This is a genomic window from Pseudomonas sp. Lb2C2 (assembly GCF_052112205.1).
In the GTDB taxonomy this organism is placed as follows: Bacteria; Pseudomonadota; Gammaproteobacteria; order Pseudomonadales; family Pseudomonadaceae; genus Aquipseudomonas; species Aquipseudomonas kilonensis.
The window spans coordinates 403,884-418,885 of the sequence record NZ_JAUTYW010000004.1 but is presented as its reverse complement, the minus strand read 5'-3'; the positions used below and the strand labels follow the sequence as shown (position 1 = coordinate 418,885).

Below are 15,002 nucleotides of genomic sequence, written 5' to 3'. Positions count from 1 at the left end.
CGGTGCTCATAAATCGTCCGTGATTTTGAAGTAATGGTGCCGCTAGGCCTCGCCGGCTCACGAGCCGCTGTCTAGTCTTGAGGGCGCGCGCGCACTCAAGCAATAAGACATAACAATGATTTCAAGAGGCATACTCGTACATCCGTATAAAGGGCAGACCTCCAAAGGAAAACCTATGGTGCGTCATCGATACTGCTCCGCGAACCTAGACCTACCACTCTCGGACTGACCATGCCATTTTGCATCCCAGACATCATTGACAACTCGAGCCTCCGGACGCGCCTTCTCAGCGGCGCTGACGGAGCGAATCGACGCCTGCGATGGGCTCATGTCTGTGAATTAACTGATCCAACAGAATGGCTCGGAGAGGGAGACCTGTTGATGACAACAGGCATCGGTATTCCTCACTCTCCTGGAGAGCAACAAGCGTATGTGGAGCGCTTGGTGCGAGCGAAGGTTACGGGACTTATGATCGGCGAGAACATGCAGGCGCCCGCTGATATCACCTCTCTTCAAATGGAAGCATAGATATCTGGTTTTCCGTTACTGATGACCCACTATTCGGTGCCATTCTCGGCAGTAACTCGCGCAATAATAGACGCCAGTAAACAAGAAGAGCATGAACGACGTGGAGCGGTAACCAGGGTGTACGAAAGCGCCCGCATTGGACTGCGAAGTTTAGGTTTGACAGGACTTTTGAAGCGCTTGGCCGCCGATGTTCAGTCGAACCTTTACCTTTTCGACTCGCGCTGGCTTGAACCCTGGCAAGAGGGTCTAGTGGCGTTGCCGAGAGCTGGCAACGAACACTCGCCGCACGTGGAACTGTGTCTTCCTCAGTTACCCAATGTACTGATGGTAATGAGGACGCATTAGTAATGGCGTTGCCATCGCTCACGGCATGCGAAATCCTCGCCGCCGGTGGTGACCTTATTGATTATGATCGACTCCATCATCTCGTCGCAGTGTTGGGAATTGAGCTTGAACGCCTTCTGGTAGAGAACGAACGTTCGCTGAGACTGGGCTCTGAGTTGCTAGATGCCTTGATTCAATCTCGCCTTCCTGAACAAGCTGCGCTTGATCGTTTGGAGCAGTTAAATTGCCCTGCTGAACAGCCCAGCTTGGCATCTGCAAGACCGACGACAGAACCGGTGATTGATTGGCGACAGCGCCTGCGACGCCTAGGAGTCGATGGTGCGGAGTCAAGGGAACGAGTTGATCGTGTTGCTGGCCAATGGTGGAAGTACACATCAACTCCAGGCAGCATTGAAATGCAACATTGGGGATAGTAACCCACTGATTACACCATCTAGAACCGTGGAAGCGCTGCGTGAAGCACGTCTAGCTTTGGCTCACGGTACCGAGCAGCGCCCGCTGGTGATGTACAACAATGCTCAAGATGAGCAGTCTTGGCTTCCAACGAACTTGGAGGAGGCGCGGAGAATACACAGGCGTGTACTTGGAACTTTGACCGACTATGACGCACAGCAGGGTGGGCAGCTTCAGCACACACTACTTGTGTTCCTGCAACAGAATCGCTCTTGGCAAAAAGCCGCTGATTGACTAAACGTGCACAAGCAAACGCTGGTGTACAGGATCCGACGCGTAGAGGAAATTTCTGGGCGCTCAATAGACTCCTCGGAGGACGTGGTTGTGCTCTGGATTGCCATGCGAGCAGGGCAAATTGCTGGAATCATGGAGTGATCACGAAACTCTTGCGCACCGTTTCACGTACATCCCAAACTCCTTGGCAGTGAGCGGGGAATAACACTGCGTCTCCAGCGAGTAGTTCGACAGGCCCCCCCTCATCTGGGACGAAAATACAGTAACCCGCTATGAAGTGCCTAAATTCTCGTGCAAACACCTGGCGACGCCAGGATTGCTCGATACTCGTATCCCCATTAGTAAAAAAGATCATCTTTGCCAAGCAGTAAATTCGCGACCAGGACAAAAATCTGTCGCCGAAGTTATCTGTGATAATTACAAAATGACTAAAATGCATTGACCAAGCATTTTTTTGCTAAAAAAAGGCGCCCTTTCAGGCGCCAAAAGACATCCGCCATGCTGGATGTATCTGCTCAATCTGATGCAACGTCTGGTACCGCTGCCTGAGCAAAATGAGTGAGAGAGGCGTCGTACTTTGAATAATCTGAATCCGTATCATTTGTTCGCTTTATTGAATCGGGCCGGTTTACGGAACAAACGGAAATCGTCAAATTTTTGCCCGTAAATAAAAGGTAGATACGCATCAGGGTCTGGCAATACGTCCAAACGCGGTACAGTCCAGCTAGACTCACCTTCGGTGTAGTAAGCCGTCCCAACCGATACGACTGGAATAGTGTGAAGCGGATCCAGCGCAGTACCACTAAGCTTCAGAGTTCCCTTCCCTTCGCGCTTTACTCGTAGGTTTTCCTGGTTCTTCATGCAATTCAGAATTGGGTCATGCTGGAGCCCAAAGCCCGTAGAATGAGGCACCGCTTTAATTTCAAAATCATAGCTTTCGCTACTTGAAGGGCCTTGATCATCCCCAAACTCGGCTTCAATCTCGATCAAACGCACGCCGTTGCGCTCGCAAAAACCGTAAGCCTCATGTCCATCCATGTAGACTTGGGCGATGCCTGTTTTCTTTGCCTCGCCCCACATCTCGCGACCGATCGTGACTGGCATATCCCCGCTCACGATCAACACAAGCATGGTCGTACCTTCCAGCTCTTTGTATCGGCATTTAAGGGAGATAATGCCGCAATCAAATTCGCCGCACAGCTCGCTTTGCCACCGTGAAATGCTGGCGATTGCAGTAGGTGTTTCAGGCAGATCAAAACAAGGAGGCAGTACCGACCGTAAGAACTCGAAGGTTGTCTCGAACTCAATCGATACGGCTTCAATGGTGCAACGACCTTCAGAGAGAATTCGTTGAATTTCCTGAAGCTCTTCTTTCGTTTTAACGAAGCTCATGACAGTCGGTATCCTTAGTATTTTTTTTAAGGTTTAAAGGTGACAATCTGACGTGGAATTCAAGCTTTCAAGCGCTTGATCACTGCTTCAGCCACGCCTAGAGAAGACGCTGGATTCTGGCCGGTGATCAACGATCCGGAGACGACAACGTGACTTTCCCAATCACCGGATTTCGAGTACACCGCTCCAAGTGCTTTCATGTCAGTTTCGACGAGATAAGGAACGACCTTCTCGAGGCCAACAGCGGCTTCCTCACTGTCACTAAATGCAGTCACCTGGATGCCTTCCACTAGGGGGCGCCCATCGCTTTTGCGAGCATCGAGTAATGCGCAGCCCGCATGGCAGATTGTGGCAACGGGCTTGCCTGACGAAATAAACGACTCAATCAGTGCCACAGAATGAGGATTGTCGCGCAAGTCCCACAGAGGGCCATGACCGCCTGGATAAACAAGCGCGCTTATATCCGATGCCGATACAGATGAAAGCTTGGCGGTGCCGTTCATGCGCTCTGCCAGAATGCGATCAGACTGATAGCGCTGGTATAGAGGGTTGCCCTTCAGAGTTTCTACCGAAGCAGGATCTACAGGTGCATTTCCTCCCAGGGGCGAGCAAAGGCGAACCGGGAGGCCGGCGTCAACAAAGCTGTAATAAGGAGCTAGAAACTCTTCAAGCCACAGCCCAGTTTCCTTTCCAGTATCACCGAGTGTCGTGTGGGAGGTTAATACAAATAAAATACTCATCGTGTTCACTCCAGACGTTTTAGCCAAATGGCTGGCATTCAGGCAGCAGTTTGCTGTTCCCACAAATCTTGGGCGCTAGACCAAGATTGGTTAACGTCTTTTCCGTCCGCGGTTTTCCAGGTAATTGGGCCAACCATCTGAAGAATGAAAGTGGTGTCCGCGAGCATCTTGGTTTCTTCATGCTCAGCACCAGTAGCTTCATACAGAAAACCGTGCTTGATACACAGCGCACCACCATTTTCCGGCCCGCCACGCAACTCAAGGATGCCGTCGAAAACGTAGCCCTCTGCAGGCCCGTGGTGAATGTGCGGCATCAGGATGGAGCCGTTTGGACAGAAAAACATTACTGTCCAGATGCCAAATTCAGGAGATACATGAAGCAGCTTCCACTTCACGCCGCCGGTATGAAATTGCTCTGGAAAATCCTGCCATTCTACTTCGTCAACCTGCACATAAGCATCTTGTGGTTTCTGGATCTGGTTCATTTCAGGCCTCACGGATTGTGGGTATCGGAGGACACAAGCTACATCCGGGGTTCAGTTCGTCCTATCCAGAATTGGCAACAGGCGTGACCTCTCCGGCAAGGAGGAGCAAAAAAGTAGAGTTGCCGAAAATGGCTATTCACTTATCGGTTCAGCGCTTAGCTTTTGGGGTGTACGCAACCCGGCGAGCGCTCCTCGCCCATATGAGGAATAAGATGATGACTAAAACAATAACGGTAATCGGCACTGGTTTGATGGGCTCCGGCCTTGCACGCACGCTGCTGGCTGCAGGGCGAAAAGTCACGGTTTGGGATCGTCGCCCCGAAGCCACTAAGGCTTTGGTAGAGCAAGGCGCGACGCTCGCCCCTTCCTTCGTTGACGCGGTGCACGCAAGCGACCTGACCATCATGATTATTAGCAGCGCTGCCGGCGGTGCATCGCTAATAGAAAGCAATATTGAGGCGCTAGATTTAGCCGGGCGCTTTGTAGCCAATCTCAGCACATCTATGCCAGAAGACGGCCAGCGCTTTCGCACACTCGTAGAGCGTCGAGGTGGCATTTTTATTAACGCCGCCATCTCTTCGTACCCCGACCTGATTGGCGGCCCATACACCGCGATTCAGTACGCATGTGATCCAGCTGTATGGGATGAAATTGCAGAAACCGTAAAACCAATGGCACCGCAAGGCACGATTTACACCGGTGAAGACTTGACTGTCCCACCAATCGTTGACGCCGCGATGACTGGCAGCTTTTACGCTGTGGGCCTGGCCGGTTTTCTTGAGGCAGCGGCGTACGCTAAGACCCAGGGCGTAAGTGCCAGCCAGCTCTCAGAGTTTGCTGACAAGATGCTGGATCTGCTGCGCTATAAAGTGCAAAAAAGCATCAAGGAAATCGAGGCCAATGATTTCAGCACAATCCAGGCGACTGTCGACGTATACCTGGACGCGGTCGTTCAATGGCGTGACGCACTCAAGGCAAGCGGTCTGCGGGCCAGCCATATCTCGGCACTCGCGGATGATCTCAAAATTGCTCAGGATGCAGGTCATGGCGATCTTGGCTTCAATTCACAATATCTAGTGGCCGGGGCAAAAGGCTAAGGATAGCCAATAAAAAAGCCGGCTCTAAACAGCCGGCTTTTTTATTTCATAAATTTCAATGATGGCGCCTCTGAGCGCCCAACCTGCTAACAGTCTGAGATGGGAGCTCTCCGAAAAACTCCTGATAATACTTTGAGAATCGGCCCAAATGGCTGAAACCAGCATCAAGAGCGGCGCCTTGAATTGTTTCCTGGGGAGAGGACATGAGCAGCTTTCGTGCTATATTCAATCGTACAGATCTTACGTAGTTGAGCGGAGTCATCCCCAATACATCTTCGAAACTGTACTGAAGTGTTCTACGACTAATTCTCAAATGATTACAAAGATCTAGCACCCCAATGCTTTCATCATGAACATGGTGAGCAAAAAACTCGCAACTTTTTTCAACGATATATGTCCTCGTCGAAGGAGGCACAACTAACCTACTCGAAGTCTCAAAATCCAAAATTTCCTGCACACAGCCGAATACCCTTTCCAAGCCGGAGCTAAATGAAACTGGACCGATACCTGCCTGTACATCGTTCAAGTGAGACTTGAGATTAAGTTCAAAATCGATTTGAGTATCAGTGGAGGGTTGGATAAATCGCTCGAAAGGTTTCTCCTCAATGTTAAAGAAACCTTCTGTTCTGAATCTTTCAAAAAAAGCTGTCTTACTGACAGTCAGCATCAACGCTTCGATGGGTGCTTTTGAGACTGCATGAAAAGATCGACCAGACGAAATGTGGAAGGTGCTCGCATTTACGTACCGACCGTTTAGGAGTACATCTTCGTCAGATCTCACATTTACGATAACTATCGAATCAAGTGGAACATGACAAATTTGCTCGACACACTGACTGTCCATCGTCTCCCGAGTCACCTGCACTTTTCCGGCAATGGAATGACTCGCGATGGCACCGTGAAAATGAGCTTTCTTCTCAAGTTGATGATAACGATTGTCATCCCACTCATTTAAGCCGCCAGCATGCTCAAACGCATCATGCGACTCCATGAAACGAAATTGAGTGCTGCTCTGGGGCGTATGAGTTGCCATCATGAAATCTCGGCTTAGCTAAAAGGGCTTGAACTGACAAGCAAGTCCCATGCCGTTCAACACCGCCCTTAATCCCATTCCCCCCAGCAGTTGTCGAAACGCTCAAGCACAGGCATTGCAGGCCCATTAAAAAAAGCGCGAAGCCGGTAACGACTTTGCGCTTCATATTGCCATGTCACCTTTTCGCACAATACTCGGTCATGCGACCCAGTATGGTGCGATTTTACTCATTTCAAAATTGTTACCCCGAGAAAAAATTACTCAACTGGCTAGCCAAAGTGCCCTGCAGTCGCCCCACCATCGAGGGAGTAAACGATCCCATTCGTGTAATTGGCTTCATCTGACGCCAAGTGAAAAATGACTTTGGCCACCTCAACAGGCAGAGCAAATCTGCCCAACGGCACCTCTTTTGCGTAAGATTTCTTCTCGGCCTCAGGATCGATCGCCTCCGCAAATAAGCTGTCCATCATCGGTGTCTGCACGAAGCCAGGACACACCGCATTGCTACGTATACCCAAAGGGCCGTAGTCCAACGCAAGACACCGCACAAGACCTAAAACACCATGCTTGGAGGCACAGTAGGCGGCGTACCCCGATGCACCACGCACCGATGCGTCCGATCCAACGGCAACGAACGCTCCGCCTTTTTGTTTCATGAATATTGGCATCGAATACTTCGCCATCAACCAGGTGCCGGTGAGGTTTACTCCCAGCGTAAACTCCCACTCCTCCCTCGATAAATCATGAGCCAGTCCTGTGCGAGCAACTCCCGCACAAGGGATCACTGCATGAAGCGGAAGCTTGAGGGATTTGACGAATTCAAAGAGCTCTCCCACCTCATTCTCCCGGGAAACATTCACCACCCGAGCATAAAAGTTGCGAGTGCCGATCTTCCGAGCAGTCTCTTCCAAGCCAGATTGCGAGAGGTCGCAGCCGATCACACAGAAATTGCTCCTTGCGAAATGGACGGCGGTCGCTTGGCCGATCCCAGAACCCGCTCCAGAAATAACGACGACACGCATGTCATTGCTCATAGCTGCACTCCACTTTTTTGAGACTGAGTCCCTAAAGTAGCGCCAGGGCATGCATGGCCATAGCCAATATCGGCAAAGCTCAAGAAGGCTTTTCGATAGGGGCAGCGTTGTAATGGATTGCCAAAAACGGATACGAGGTGACAGCCGCCAAGCGTAGGCTGAATACAGGGCGCTATGGACAGGTTTACTGACCGTCGAAGGGAAGCAATAACAAAGCGTCCAGCAACACTTACTACCGCTGCCATAATAATTTTCTAAAACAGCCAAAGCGGACGGCATCGTAAGAACTCGTCCAGAGAGCAACGACATGAGCAAAGCTGACGTTGAACACGGCACAGGAATGATGAGTACAAGCGAAAGCTTGAACACGGATCTGTTGAAACAACTGGAGGCCATGAACCAGCCCGAGCACACCTCCTCCGAATGCTGGAGTAGCGCGGCTTCGCTAGTTCGAGAGGCGTCGGTATGGATCCTCTTTGGTGCTGTCCTTTGGATTGGTACCTTGCTTGCAGTAGGAGCAAACGCATGAGCACTTCACATAGTATCGAACAAGAAGCACTTGCGGGTCGGCTGCCAGTTCTGGCTGGTAATCGGGTATATAAAACCTATGGCTCGTTCCTCTGGACATGCTGCGCTTTCAGTGCCGCCACTTGGGCGTTCCTGATTGGTAGCTATCTTCCTTACGTAGGAGATTGGCGACTCGGCGTGATGGGTTACGTGATTGGCCTCATCATCGGCATGGCACTGGTTTCGCTTGCCTCAGGGGTACCTAGCTACAAATACGGCACCGACCCTATTGATACCGCTAAAGCCTCTTTCGGCTACAGAGGGATCATCGTTCCCTTATTTGGCTTGCTTGCAACCTTGATCGGCTGGTCTTACGTAGTTGAAGCATTGACTGCTAGGGGAGCTGCGAACGTAGCCGCCACCGTCACAGGAAGCCAGGTTACCGGTGATTCACATGAACATCTGGTGATTGGCGTTGCCTTGGCTGCTCTGTTGCTTGTTTGGTTCATTGCATGCAAGGGGCCTAAGTTTTTTGAACGTCTCAACGGTTTCATTGGGCCGCTGCACATGCTTATCACCCTGGTGATGTTCGGCATTCTGGTGCATAAGTTTGGGCTCGAAAACCTTTGGCACAACCAAGTAGCACCGGATCAGATGCTTTCGCATGATCCCGTACAAGGCCTGGCACTCGCCGTTGAGTTTGGCGTTTCCAACGCCATGACTTGGTGGCCAGTCATGGGTGGTCTTACCCGCCTGGTAAAAAGCAAAAATCATGTCATGGGCCCATCAATCATTGGCGTGGGAATCCTCGGAGCAGCGGTTGTCTCCACCGTCGCGGCCCTTGCAGCCATCAGCGCAGGCACTTACGACCCAACGATTTGGATGATCGCTGTTGGCGGGCAAGTGTTCGGCTCAATCGTGATGACCATCGTCCTGACGGCGAACATTGCCACGATGGTTGTGATGATCTATCTGGCAGGTGTTTCAATTCAGCAGGTCAAATTCTTCGCAAGATTAAAATGGGAACTGCTTCTCGCCCTCCTCCTGCTGCCTGGTGTGTACTTTGCCTTTGAGACCGAATGGTTGCTATCCAAGGTTATGAGTTGGCTGTCGTACAACGGCGTGATGTTTGTGGGCATCTCCGGGATCACGCTGGTTGATTACTTCATCCTGAGACGCGAGCAGCTCGATGCTCCAAGTCTTTTCGCGACTCGTAACAGCCACTATGCCTACTGGGGCGGCGTGAACTGGGCAGCTGTATTAATCAGCATTGTTGCGGTGGTTGGTTATTTGGCTCTGTACGACCCTGTAACAGTCGCAATGAGTGGATGGTTCCGCTATTTGGGCGCATCCATCCCTGTAATTGCTATTTCTGGATTCTCCTACTACTTGGCCGTGAGACTCATCGTGGCTCCAATGGGGAAAGGGAGCTATACGAAGGGGACGGCGATCGCCAGTCGCCCAACACTTGATCCACAGCCAAAGCCGGGGACAGTGAGGGTCGGCCTCTAGCTGCCCAAACGGCATCCCCCTATGAGCCTCAACTAACAGCTGAGCTCTAAATCAGGCTTCCCTCAGGGCGTCTTCTAGGCGCCCTTTTTTATGCAATGCGCGCAGTTCACTGCGCCCAACAGAGGCGTTGCTCATGCTATCGATGTATTCAATGAAGTTCAGGACGCTGGCCCTGGCAGGACTATGCTTAGTGACGACACTGGCGAGCGTCGTTGCCCTCAACGTCTACCAGGGAAAAGTGTCTTCAGATGAAATACGAACGCAGAGCAGTGTTCTATTAGAAGTCGCAGCTCGCGATCAGCTCATTGGCAATGGGAAAGCCCAGCAAGCTCGCATAGAAAAAAAATTTAGCGATGCCAATCTCCTTGCTCAGCAGGTAGCTCTGCAGATGGGTACGCTTCGAGATCAGTTTGCGGAGGGTCGGATTAGCGCCGAAAACCTGAGGCGAGACATGGTCAAAAGCATTCATCAAGCAATCGCGGCCAACCCTGCTTTCTTGGGGCTATACGTATCTTTTGAACCCAATCAAGCAGGTGGCGAAGATGAAAGCTTCAAAGGCAAGACAGAGTTCGGTTCAAACGAAATAGGACGCTTCTCAACCTATTACTCTCGTTACGGCAGCACTACATTCGAATTAGCAGCATTAGACGAAAAAACTATCAACGGAGATCAACCGAATGCTAGCGGCCAACCGATGAATTATTGGTACAGCTGCTCGAGGAGTACGCTTAAGCCCTGCATCACTACCCCTTACTTCGACACACTGAATGGCCAAACTGAAGGTCTCGTATCGCTTGCTACCCCCTACTTGGAAAAGGGTAAGTATGTGGGTGTGCTCGTAGTCGACTTGAGCCTGAATGACCTTCAGGGGCAAAGCGAAAAGCTCTCCCAAGATATTTATGAAGGGCATTCGACGGTGAGCATCGTGAGTGACTTGGGCGTAATCGCTGCGAACAGCGCCTCTGCGAAATCAGCGGGAAAATTCGCTTCTGAGGTATGGCCCGAAAATGGAGCGCGACTTCAGGCACGAACATTTGCCTCTGGGATATCAGCCGCTCGCGAACGCGATAATTTTCAGTTGCTACTGCCCTTCTCTCCAATTGGCGAGTCAGCACCTTGGGCAGTGAAAATCGATGTTCCATGGGATACGTTGATGGCACCTGCTGACAAGCTGGCAGTCCAGCTAGATACACGGCGCCGTTCAGGCATGTGGGAAAGTATTATGTTCGGTGCGCTGCTCGGAACATTAGGTCTCTTGTTATGCGCGGTAGTCATTCACAAATCGCTTCAACCATTGAGTGTGATCACGCTCATGATCAAGGAAATTGCGACCGGCGACGGCGACCTGACCAAGCGAATCAACTACCGCCAGCCTAACGAACTCGGCGAGCTTTCAGGATGGTTCAACCGCTTCTTGGACAAACTGCAGCCCCTTATCAAAGAGATCCAAGCATCAGCCCAGCAAACTCGCGAGGCTGCGACGCAAGCGTCCGCGATAGCACAGGCATCTCGCATTAGGTCGAACTCTCAGGCGAATGAGGTCGATCAGGTCGCTACGGCGTCTACCGAAATGGCTGCGACTGCACAGGAAGTTGCCAGGAACACCGCATCAGCTGCTGAGGCGGCGCAAGATAGTAATCTCGCGGGAACACAAGCTGATCGGATCATCGTCAACGCGAGTCAAACAATTCATAAGCTCTCCAATGGCATGAGCCAGAACATGTCACAGGTCAAAGCGCTCGCCGATAGCAGTACGAAGATCAGTTCCGTACTGGAGGTCATTCGAGGGATCGCCGAACAGACAAACCTACTCGCGTTGAATGCAGCGATCGAAGCAGCTCGAGCGGGCGAAGCCGGACGAGGATTTGCGGTTGTCGCAGACGAAGTTCGAACGTTAGCTCGGCGAACCCAAGATTCGGTGTCAGAGAGCCAGCAAGTTATCGAGGCCCTCCAACTGAACACCATCAATGTGGTCTCAGCGATGAGCGACAGCCACTTACTGACATGCACCACGGTTGAAGAGTTTGCCAAGGTGGGGGATGCACTTCAGCAGATGAGCGTCGGGGTCGGAAAGATAAATGACATGACGCTGCAGATCGCGACGGCCACAGAGGAACAAAGCAACGTGGCTGACGAAGTAAGCGCAAACGTCAGCAACATCAGAGACTTCACTCAGAGCTTGGCAGTGAACGGCCAGGAGCTGGAAACTATCAGCATGCACCTCGATCAGTTGGCTAAATCACTCGAAGAAAAGGTCGGCCACTTCAAGGTCTGATTTCCGTACTCCGCGCCCTCGGACAGGGGCGCAATCACCATATTAAATAGAGCTATCTGCCAACGTAGGCGCCAAAGCGCCAGCTCCAATAAAAAGTGGTCTCGACCATCTGTTCGCGAAGTCCTGGCGTTGGACTCCCTGATCCAAGTCGCCGATCTCTCAAGCTTCACTTTCTTCATACCTTACGTAGCGGCAGTGAAATCGTGGCGCCAGACCATGTTTTATTCAGGACAACGAGCCAGCCTCTTCACGGCCAATCTTCACTGCATGGAGATGGCCGTTGCTGAAGGTCGCGGAGACCTTGGGATCGCCGCCACATACGCCAATCACATTCAACCTGACCGCCAAGAATATTGACGAAAAAAGCCCCGGAAATATCCGGGGCTTTTGGCTTCGCAAGTAAATCTACAGATGCTGTAAGAACCAGTCCGTCGCTGCCTTACTCGAAGCTTCAAAGTATTTGACGTAAGGGTCGAAGTGACCACCTTCAAGTAGAACCAGGGCCTTCGGCTGAAGCGCCTGCTCGTATGCTTTGAGCGCCAAATCCGTGACCGTCAACGTATCGCGCTTGGCCACAAGCATCAGCAGCGGAGTCGGACTTATGCGATCAATGACAGACCCCGGCTCATACTCATTGAGCATCTCAACGCTCTTGAGCGTTACCTCGTTGCGCCAAGCAGGAGCGATGGTTCGTCCACTGTGGACGAAGAAATCGTAGGAATCCTGCCCTGGAAGAGCACAATCACTCGCTGGGTCTTCATTAACGACTTCGAGCATCATAGGGACCTTGCCCGCATAGCGATCAGCCCGGTCGACCTCGAATGCATCAATGACTACAGGCAGCAAGTCGGGGCGAATAGCGAGGCGCACATCCATCGACCCGCTTATATCAGGCACCTGTGCCGCTACACATTTCACCCGGCGATCAAAAGCTGCTACCTGTAAAACATGTCCACCACTGTAACTTGACCCCCAGATGCCGATCCGCTGACTGTCGATCTGCTCAAGCGTACACGCGAACGTAATGGCGTCTCGGTAATCGCGGATCTGTAGGACGGGGTCAACTTCCTGCCGAGGAAGACCATCACTCGATCCGAAATTACGGTTGTCGTAGATCAATACGGCAAAACCATTTTGCGAAAATACTTCACCGTATTTATCCAGGTACTGCTCTTTTACTGCAGTAAAACCGTGGGCCATGACGATGGCCGGATACTGATGCTTTGCCTGTCCTTCAGGAGTGTACAGCCACCCTCGGAGCGTCACGCCATCGGTAGTTTCGAAGCTGATGTCACTGCGCATTGTTGGTTCTCCAGGCGTCGCCGCCCGTTAATGTGCGTTAAAGGATGTCTTCGGCGGTGGTATTTAAAGCGGCATCTGGAGCAACCAGATAATTGGGATCGCGCATCTCGATCCATCCGCAGAACGGTGGGTTCGTGCTCCAGCCCAACAGGCGCTGAACACGCTCGGGGAACTCACGAACACGCTCACGAGGCACAGCGATGTATTGGTTTTCCTCTTGGCGCAAGTAACCCAAAACCAAGGTAGTTGCGATCGCAGTACGTGGTTTGTCCACCGTCGTGTTTTTGCCACCACTGTGGTACGTCGATCCGAGGTAGATCAAGCCGTCACCAACATTCATCTCAGCCGGCACGGATTCCTCGTAGGTTGGCGCACGATCGTCATCCCATTTGTGGCTACCTGGAATAACTCGCGTCGCACCATTTGCCTCGGTGTATTCGCTCAATGCATACAACACCTGGATCTGACTGTCAGGGCCAGGGTGACGGCGGTGGTGCGCAATATCATCCCGATGCAGCGGCTGTGCTCCTTCACCAGGCATGATCATGATTGCCTGGGTCAATGACATCTGCAGCGCTGGGATGGACACGTGCTGAACACCGTCGAGCCAGTATTTGAAAGGCTTGCACAGATGCTTCTCTGCTGCGCCGTACAACTGTGGCTGAGTGATGAGTTCTTGCATGTGCAGTGACCGGGAAAACAGCCCCGATATGCGCCTTGTTTTACGCCCAACGAAGGAACCGTCGCCGTTAGGAGCAACGTCCAGCACGTCAACCAAATCAGCCCATAATCCGTCGATGGTCTGTTGCTTGAGCATGTTTTTAACAATGCACCCACCATCGCGCTCCAGGCACTCAAGGATGTCGTCGATGCTCGCGCTGCTAGGCAAAGTGACCAACGCTTTTTTGCTACTCATCTTGCTCTCCGGAAAACTTCAGGTGTTCGTGGAGCTTTTATACAAGGCGAATGAGCATTCCTTTATCCATAATCGGCAAGCCGACGTGGCACCGTAGTCGTTTCCTGCCCTCTGCATCCGTTGCCAATACTGGCTAGGCAAGTTGGCGAAGTTCGAATAGCGTCTCCTCAACAATTCCTATCGTTAAAGGGCACCAAAATGAAAAGACTCGAAGGCAAAGTTGCGTTGATTTCCGGGGCGTCATCAGGCATTGGGGCTGCCAGCGCCATACGATTCGCAGAAGAAGGCGCCAAAATTGTCATCTGTGACATCGATGAGGCGAAGGCTAGTTCAGTTGTGCAAGCTATCCAGGCTGCAGGTGGTGAGGCAATATTTGCCCGCTTGGATGTTCGGGATGAGAGTCAATGGACTTCAGCGTTTCAGGCAGGAGTATCAAAGTTTGGTTTCGTGAACGTCGTCATGAACAGCGCTGGCATCGCGGTACCCGGCAATGTCGAAACCATGAGCTTTGACGACTGGAACAAGGAGCTTTCAGTCAACCTCAATGGCAGTTTCTTCGGCATAAAACATGCCTTCAAGAACCTGCGAGAAAAAGGTGGATCGATTATCAATCTATCGTCCATCGAAGGCATTGTCGGCCATCCAGAATACGCGGCATATTGCGCAGGTAAAGGCGCAATCCGTAACCTCACCAAATCTGCTGCGCTGCATGCTGGCCGAAGTGGCTACAAGATTCGGGTCAACAGCATTCACCCTGGGTACATAGTGACGCCAATGGTTGGAAATGATCCAGTTGAACTGGAGCAATTAGCGAAACTGCATCCTATCGGCTTCTTGGGCGAAGCTATCGATATTGCCAACATGGCGCTCTTCTTGGCTTCAGACGAGTCGCGCTTTGCGACAGGAGCCGAATTTGTGGTCGACGGCGGATTCCTTGCGCAGTAAGTTGACGCCCTCTTCGCTTTCATCAAGGCTGGTGCCAGCGACCACTGCGCAATCCGTTCTATCGCATTGCGGCACCTCGACTTCGCGTCAACGGCGCGATGACGCGACGGCGTAGAAAATGAGTGACGCTGGGATTGCTACTTCAGCAAGAGCTAGAGCTAGAGCTAGGAAAACGGGAGCGGCGCAGCTACATTACGCAACACG

At 51.8% G+C, this 15,002-nt stretch carries 16 protein-coding genes and 1 pseudogene; 9 read left to right on the top strand and 8 right to left on the bottom strand.

Features of this window, described 5'->3' with window-relative positions:
- Positions 1-231: 231 nt before the first annotated feature.
- The 3 genes from Q7F16_RS13890 to Q7F16_RS13880 all read left to right on the top strand — a co-directional run bounded on the left by Q7F16_RS13890 (position 232) and on the right by Q7F16_RS13880 (position 1,701).
- Positions 232-528: a PucR family transcriptional regulator ligand-binding domain-containing protein gene (locus Q7F16_RS13890; RefSeq protein WP_409556333.1), complete on the top strand. Its 297-nt coding sequence runs from the start codon at positions 232-234 to the stop codon at positions 526-528.
- A gap of 347 nt (positions 529-875) precedes the next feature.
- Positions 876-1,286, top strand: a complete 411-nt coding sequence (locus Q7F16_RS13885) for a hypothetical protein (RefSeq protein WP_409556332.1) — start codon at positions 876-878, stop codon at positions 1,284-1,286.
- A gap of 280 nt (positions 1,287-1,566) precedes the next feature.
- The gene (locus tag Q7F16_RS13880) at positions 1,567-1,701 is read left to right on the top strand and encodes a helix-turn-helix domain-containing protein (protein WP_409556331.1); all 135 of its coding nucleotides are present in this window, start codon (positions 1,567-1,569) and stop codon (positions 1,699-1,701) included.
- Here Q7F16_RS13880 and Q7F16_RS13875 read toward each other — a convergent pair.
- From Q7F16_RS13875 to Q7F16_RS13860, 4 genes are all read right to left on the bottom strand, one after another.
- On the bottom strand, positions 1,691-1,915 hold the full coding sequence (locus Q7F16_RS13875; RefSeq protein ID WP_409556383.1) for a cupin domain-containing protein: 225 nt from the start codon (positions 1,913-1,915) through the stop codon (positions 1,691-1,693). The genes Q7F16_RS13880 and Q7F16_RS13875 overlap by 11 nt on opposite strands.
- 242 nt (positions 1,916-2,157) lie before the next feature.
- Positions 2,158-2,952 carry an acetoacetate decarboxylase family protein gene (locus Q7F16_RS13870; RefSeq protein WP_409556330.1) on the bottom strand — a complete coding sequence of 265 codons (795 nt, stop codon included), beginning with the start codon at positions 2,950-2,952 and terminating at the stop codon, positions 2,158-2,160.
- Between the two features lie 59 nt (positions 2,953-3,011).
- Positions 3,012-3,692 carry a type 1 glutamine amidotransferase domain-containing protein gene (locus tag Q7F16_RS13865; RefSeq protein WP_409556329.1) on the bottom strand — a complete coding sequence of 227 codons (681 nt, stop codon included), beginning with the start codon at positions 3,690-3,692 and terminating at the stop codon, positions 3,012-3,014.
- Between the two features lie 38 nt (positions 3,693-3,730).
- On the bottom strand, positions 3,731-4,177 hold the full coding sequence (locus tag Q7F16_RS13860; protein ID WP_046061859.1) for a cupin domain-containing protein: 447 nt from the start codon (positions 4,175-4,177) through the stop codon (positions 3,731-3,733).
- Between the two features lie 128 nt (positions 4,178-4,305).
- On the opposite strand from Q7F16_RS13860, the gene Q7F16_RS13855 reads away from it, so the two are divergent.
- A complete protein-coding gene (locus Q7F16_RS13855; protein WP_409556328.1) occupies positions 4,306-5,274 on the top strand; it encodes an NAD(P)-binding domain-containing protein in 969 nt (322 codons plus the stop codon).
- 55 nt (positions 5,275-5,329) lie between these two features.
- Here the strand turns inward: Q7F16_RS13855 and Q7F16_RS13850 are convergent, their stop codons facing one another.
- The gene (locus tag Q7F16_RS13850) at positions 5,330-6,310 is read right to left on the bottom strand and encodes a helix-turn-helix domain-containing protein (protein WP_409556327.1); all 981 of its coding nucleotides are present in this window, start codon (positions 6,308-6,310) and stop codon (positions 5,330-5,332) included.
- A gap of 266 nt (positions 6,311-6,576) precedes the next feature.
- On the bottom strand, positions 6,577-7,341 hold the full coding sequence (locus tag Q7F16_RS13845; RefSeq protein WP_409556326.1) for an SDR family NAD(P)-dependent oxidoreductase: 765 nt from the start codon (positions 7,339-7,341) through the stop codon (positions 6,577-6,579).
- 307 nt (positions 7,342-7,648) lie between these two features.
- Between Q7F16_RS13845 and Q7F16_RS13840 the strand changes: the two genes are divergently transcribed.
- The 4 genes and pseudogenes from Q7F16_RS13840 (at position 7,649) to Q7F16_RS13825 (ending at position 11,635) form a co-directional block, all read left to right on the top strand.
- Positions 7,649-7,870: a hypothetical protein gene (locus Q7F16_RS13840; RefSeq protein WP_223616363.1), complete on the top strand. Its 222-nt coding sequence runs from the start codon at positions 7,649-7,651 to the stop codon at positions 7,868-7,870.
- Positions 7,867-9,360, top strand: coding sequence for a cytosine permease (locus Q7F16_RS13835; protein ID WP_409556325.1), 1,494 nt, complete (start codon positions 7,867-7,869; stop codon positions 9,358-9,360). The genes Q7F16_RS13840 and Q7F16_RS13835 overlap by 4 nt, the downstream gene beginning before the upstream one ends.
- A 133-nt stretch (positions 9,361-9,493) precedes the next feature.
- Positions 9,494-10,777 (top strand): annotated as a pseudogene (locus Q7F16_RS13830) (PDC sensor domain-containing protein); the annotation flags it as partial.
- 153 nt (positions 10,778-10,930) lie between these two features.
- Positions 10,931-11,635, top strand: coding sequence for a methyl-accepting chemotaxis protein (locus tag Q7F16_RS13825; RefSeq protein WP_409556382.1), 705 nt, complete (start codon positions 10,931-10,933; stop codon positions 11,633-11,635).
- 405 nt (positions 11,636-12,040) lie between these two features.
- Here the strand turns inward: Q7F16_RS13825 and Q7F16_RS13820 are convergent, their stop codons facing one another.
- Complete coding sequence (locus Q7F16_RS13820) at positions 12,041-12,937, bottom strand: alpha/beta hydrolase (protein WP_409556324.1); 897 nt, start codon at positions 12,935-12,937, stop codon at positions 12,041-12,043.
- A 37-nt stretch (positions 12,938-12,974) separates the two neighbouring features.
- The gene (locus Q7F16_RS13815) at positions 12,975-13,853 is read right to left on the bottom strand and encodes a phytanoyl-CoA dioxygenase family protein (protein WP_409556323.1); all 879 of its coding nucleotides are present in this window, start codon (positions 13,851-13,853) and stop codon (positions 12,975-12,977) included.
- 198 nt (positions 13,854-14,051) lie between these two features.
- On the opposite strand from Q7F16_RS13815, the gene Q7F16_RS13810 reads away from it, so the two are divergent.
- Complete coding sequence (locus Q7F16_RS13810) at positions 14,052-14,798, top strand: SDR family oxidoreductase (RefSeq protein ID WP_409556322.1); 747 nt, start codon at positions 14,052-14,054, stop codon at positions 14,796-14,798.
- Positions 14,799-15,002 lie beyond the last annotated feature (204 nt).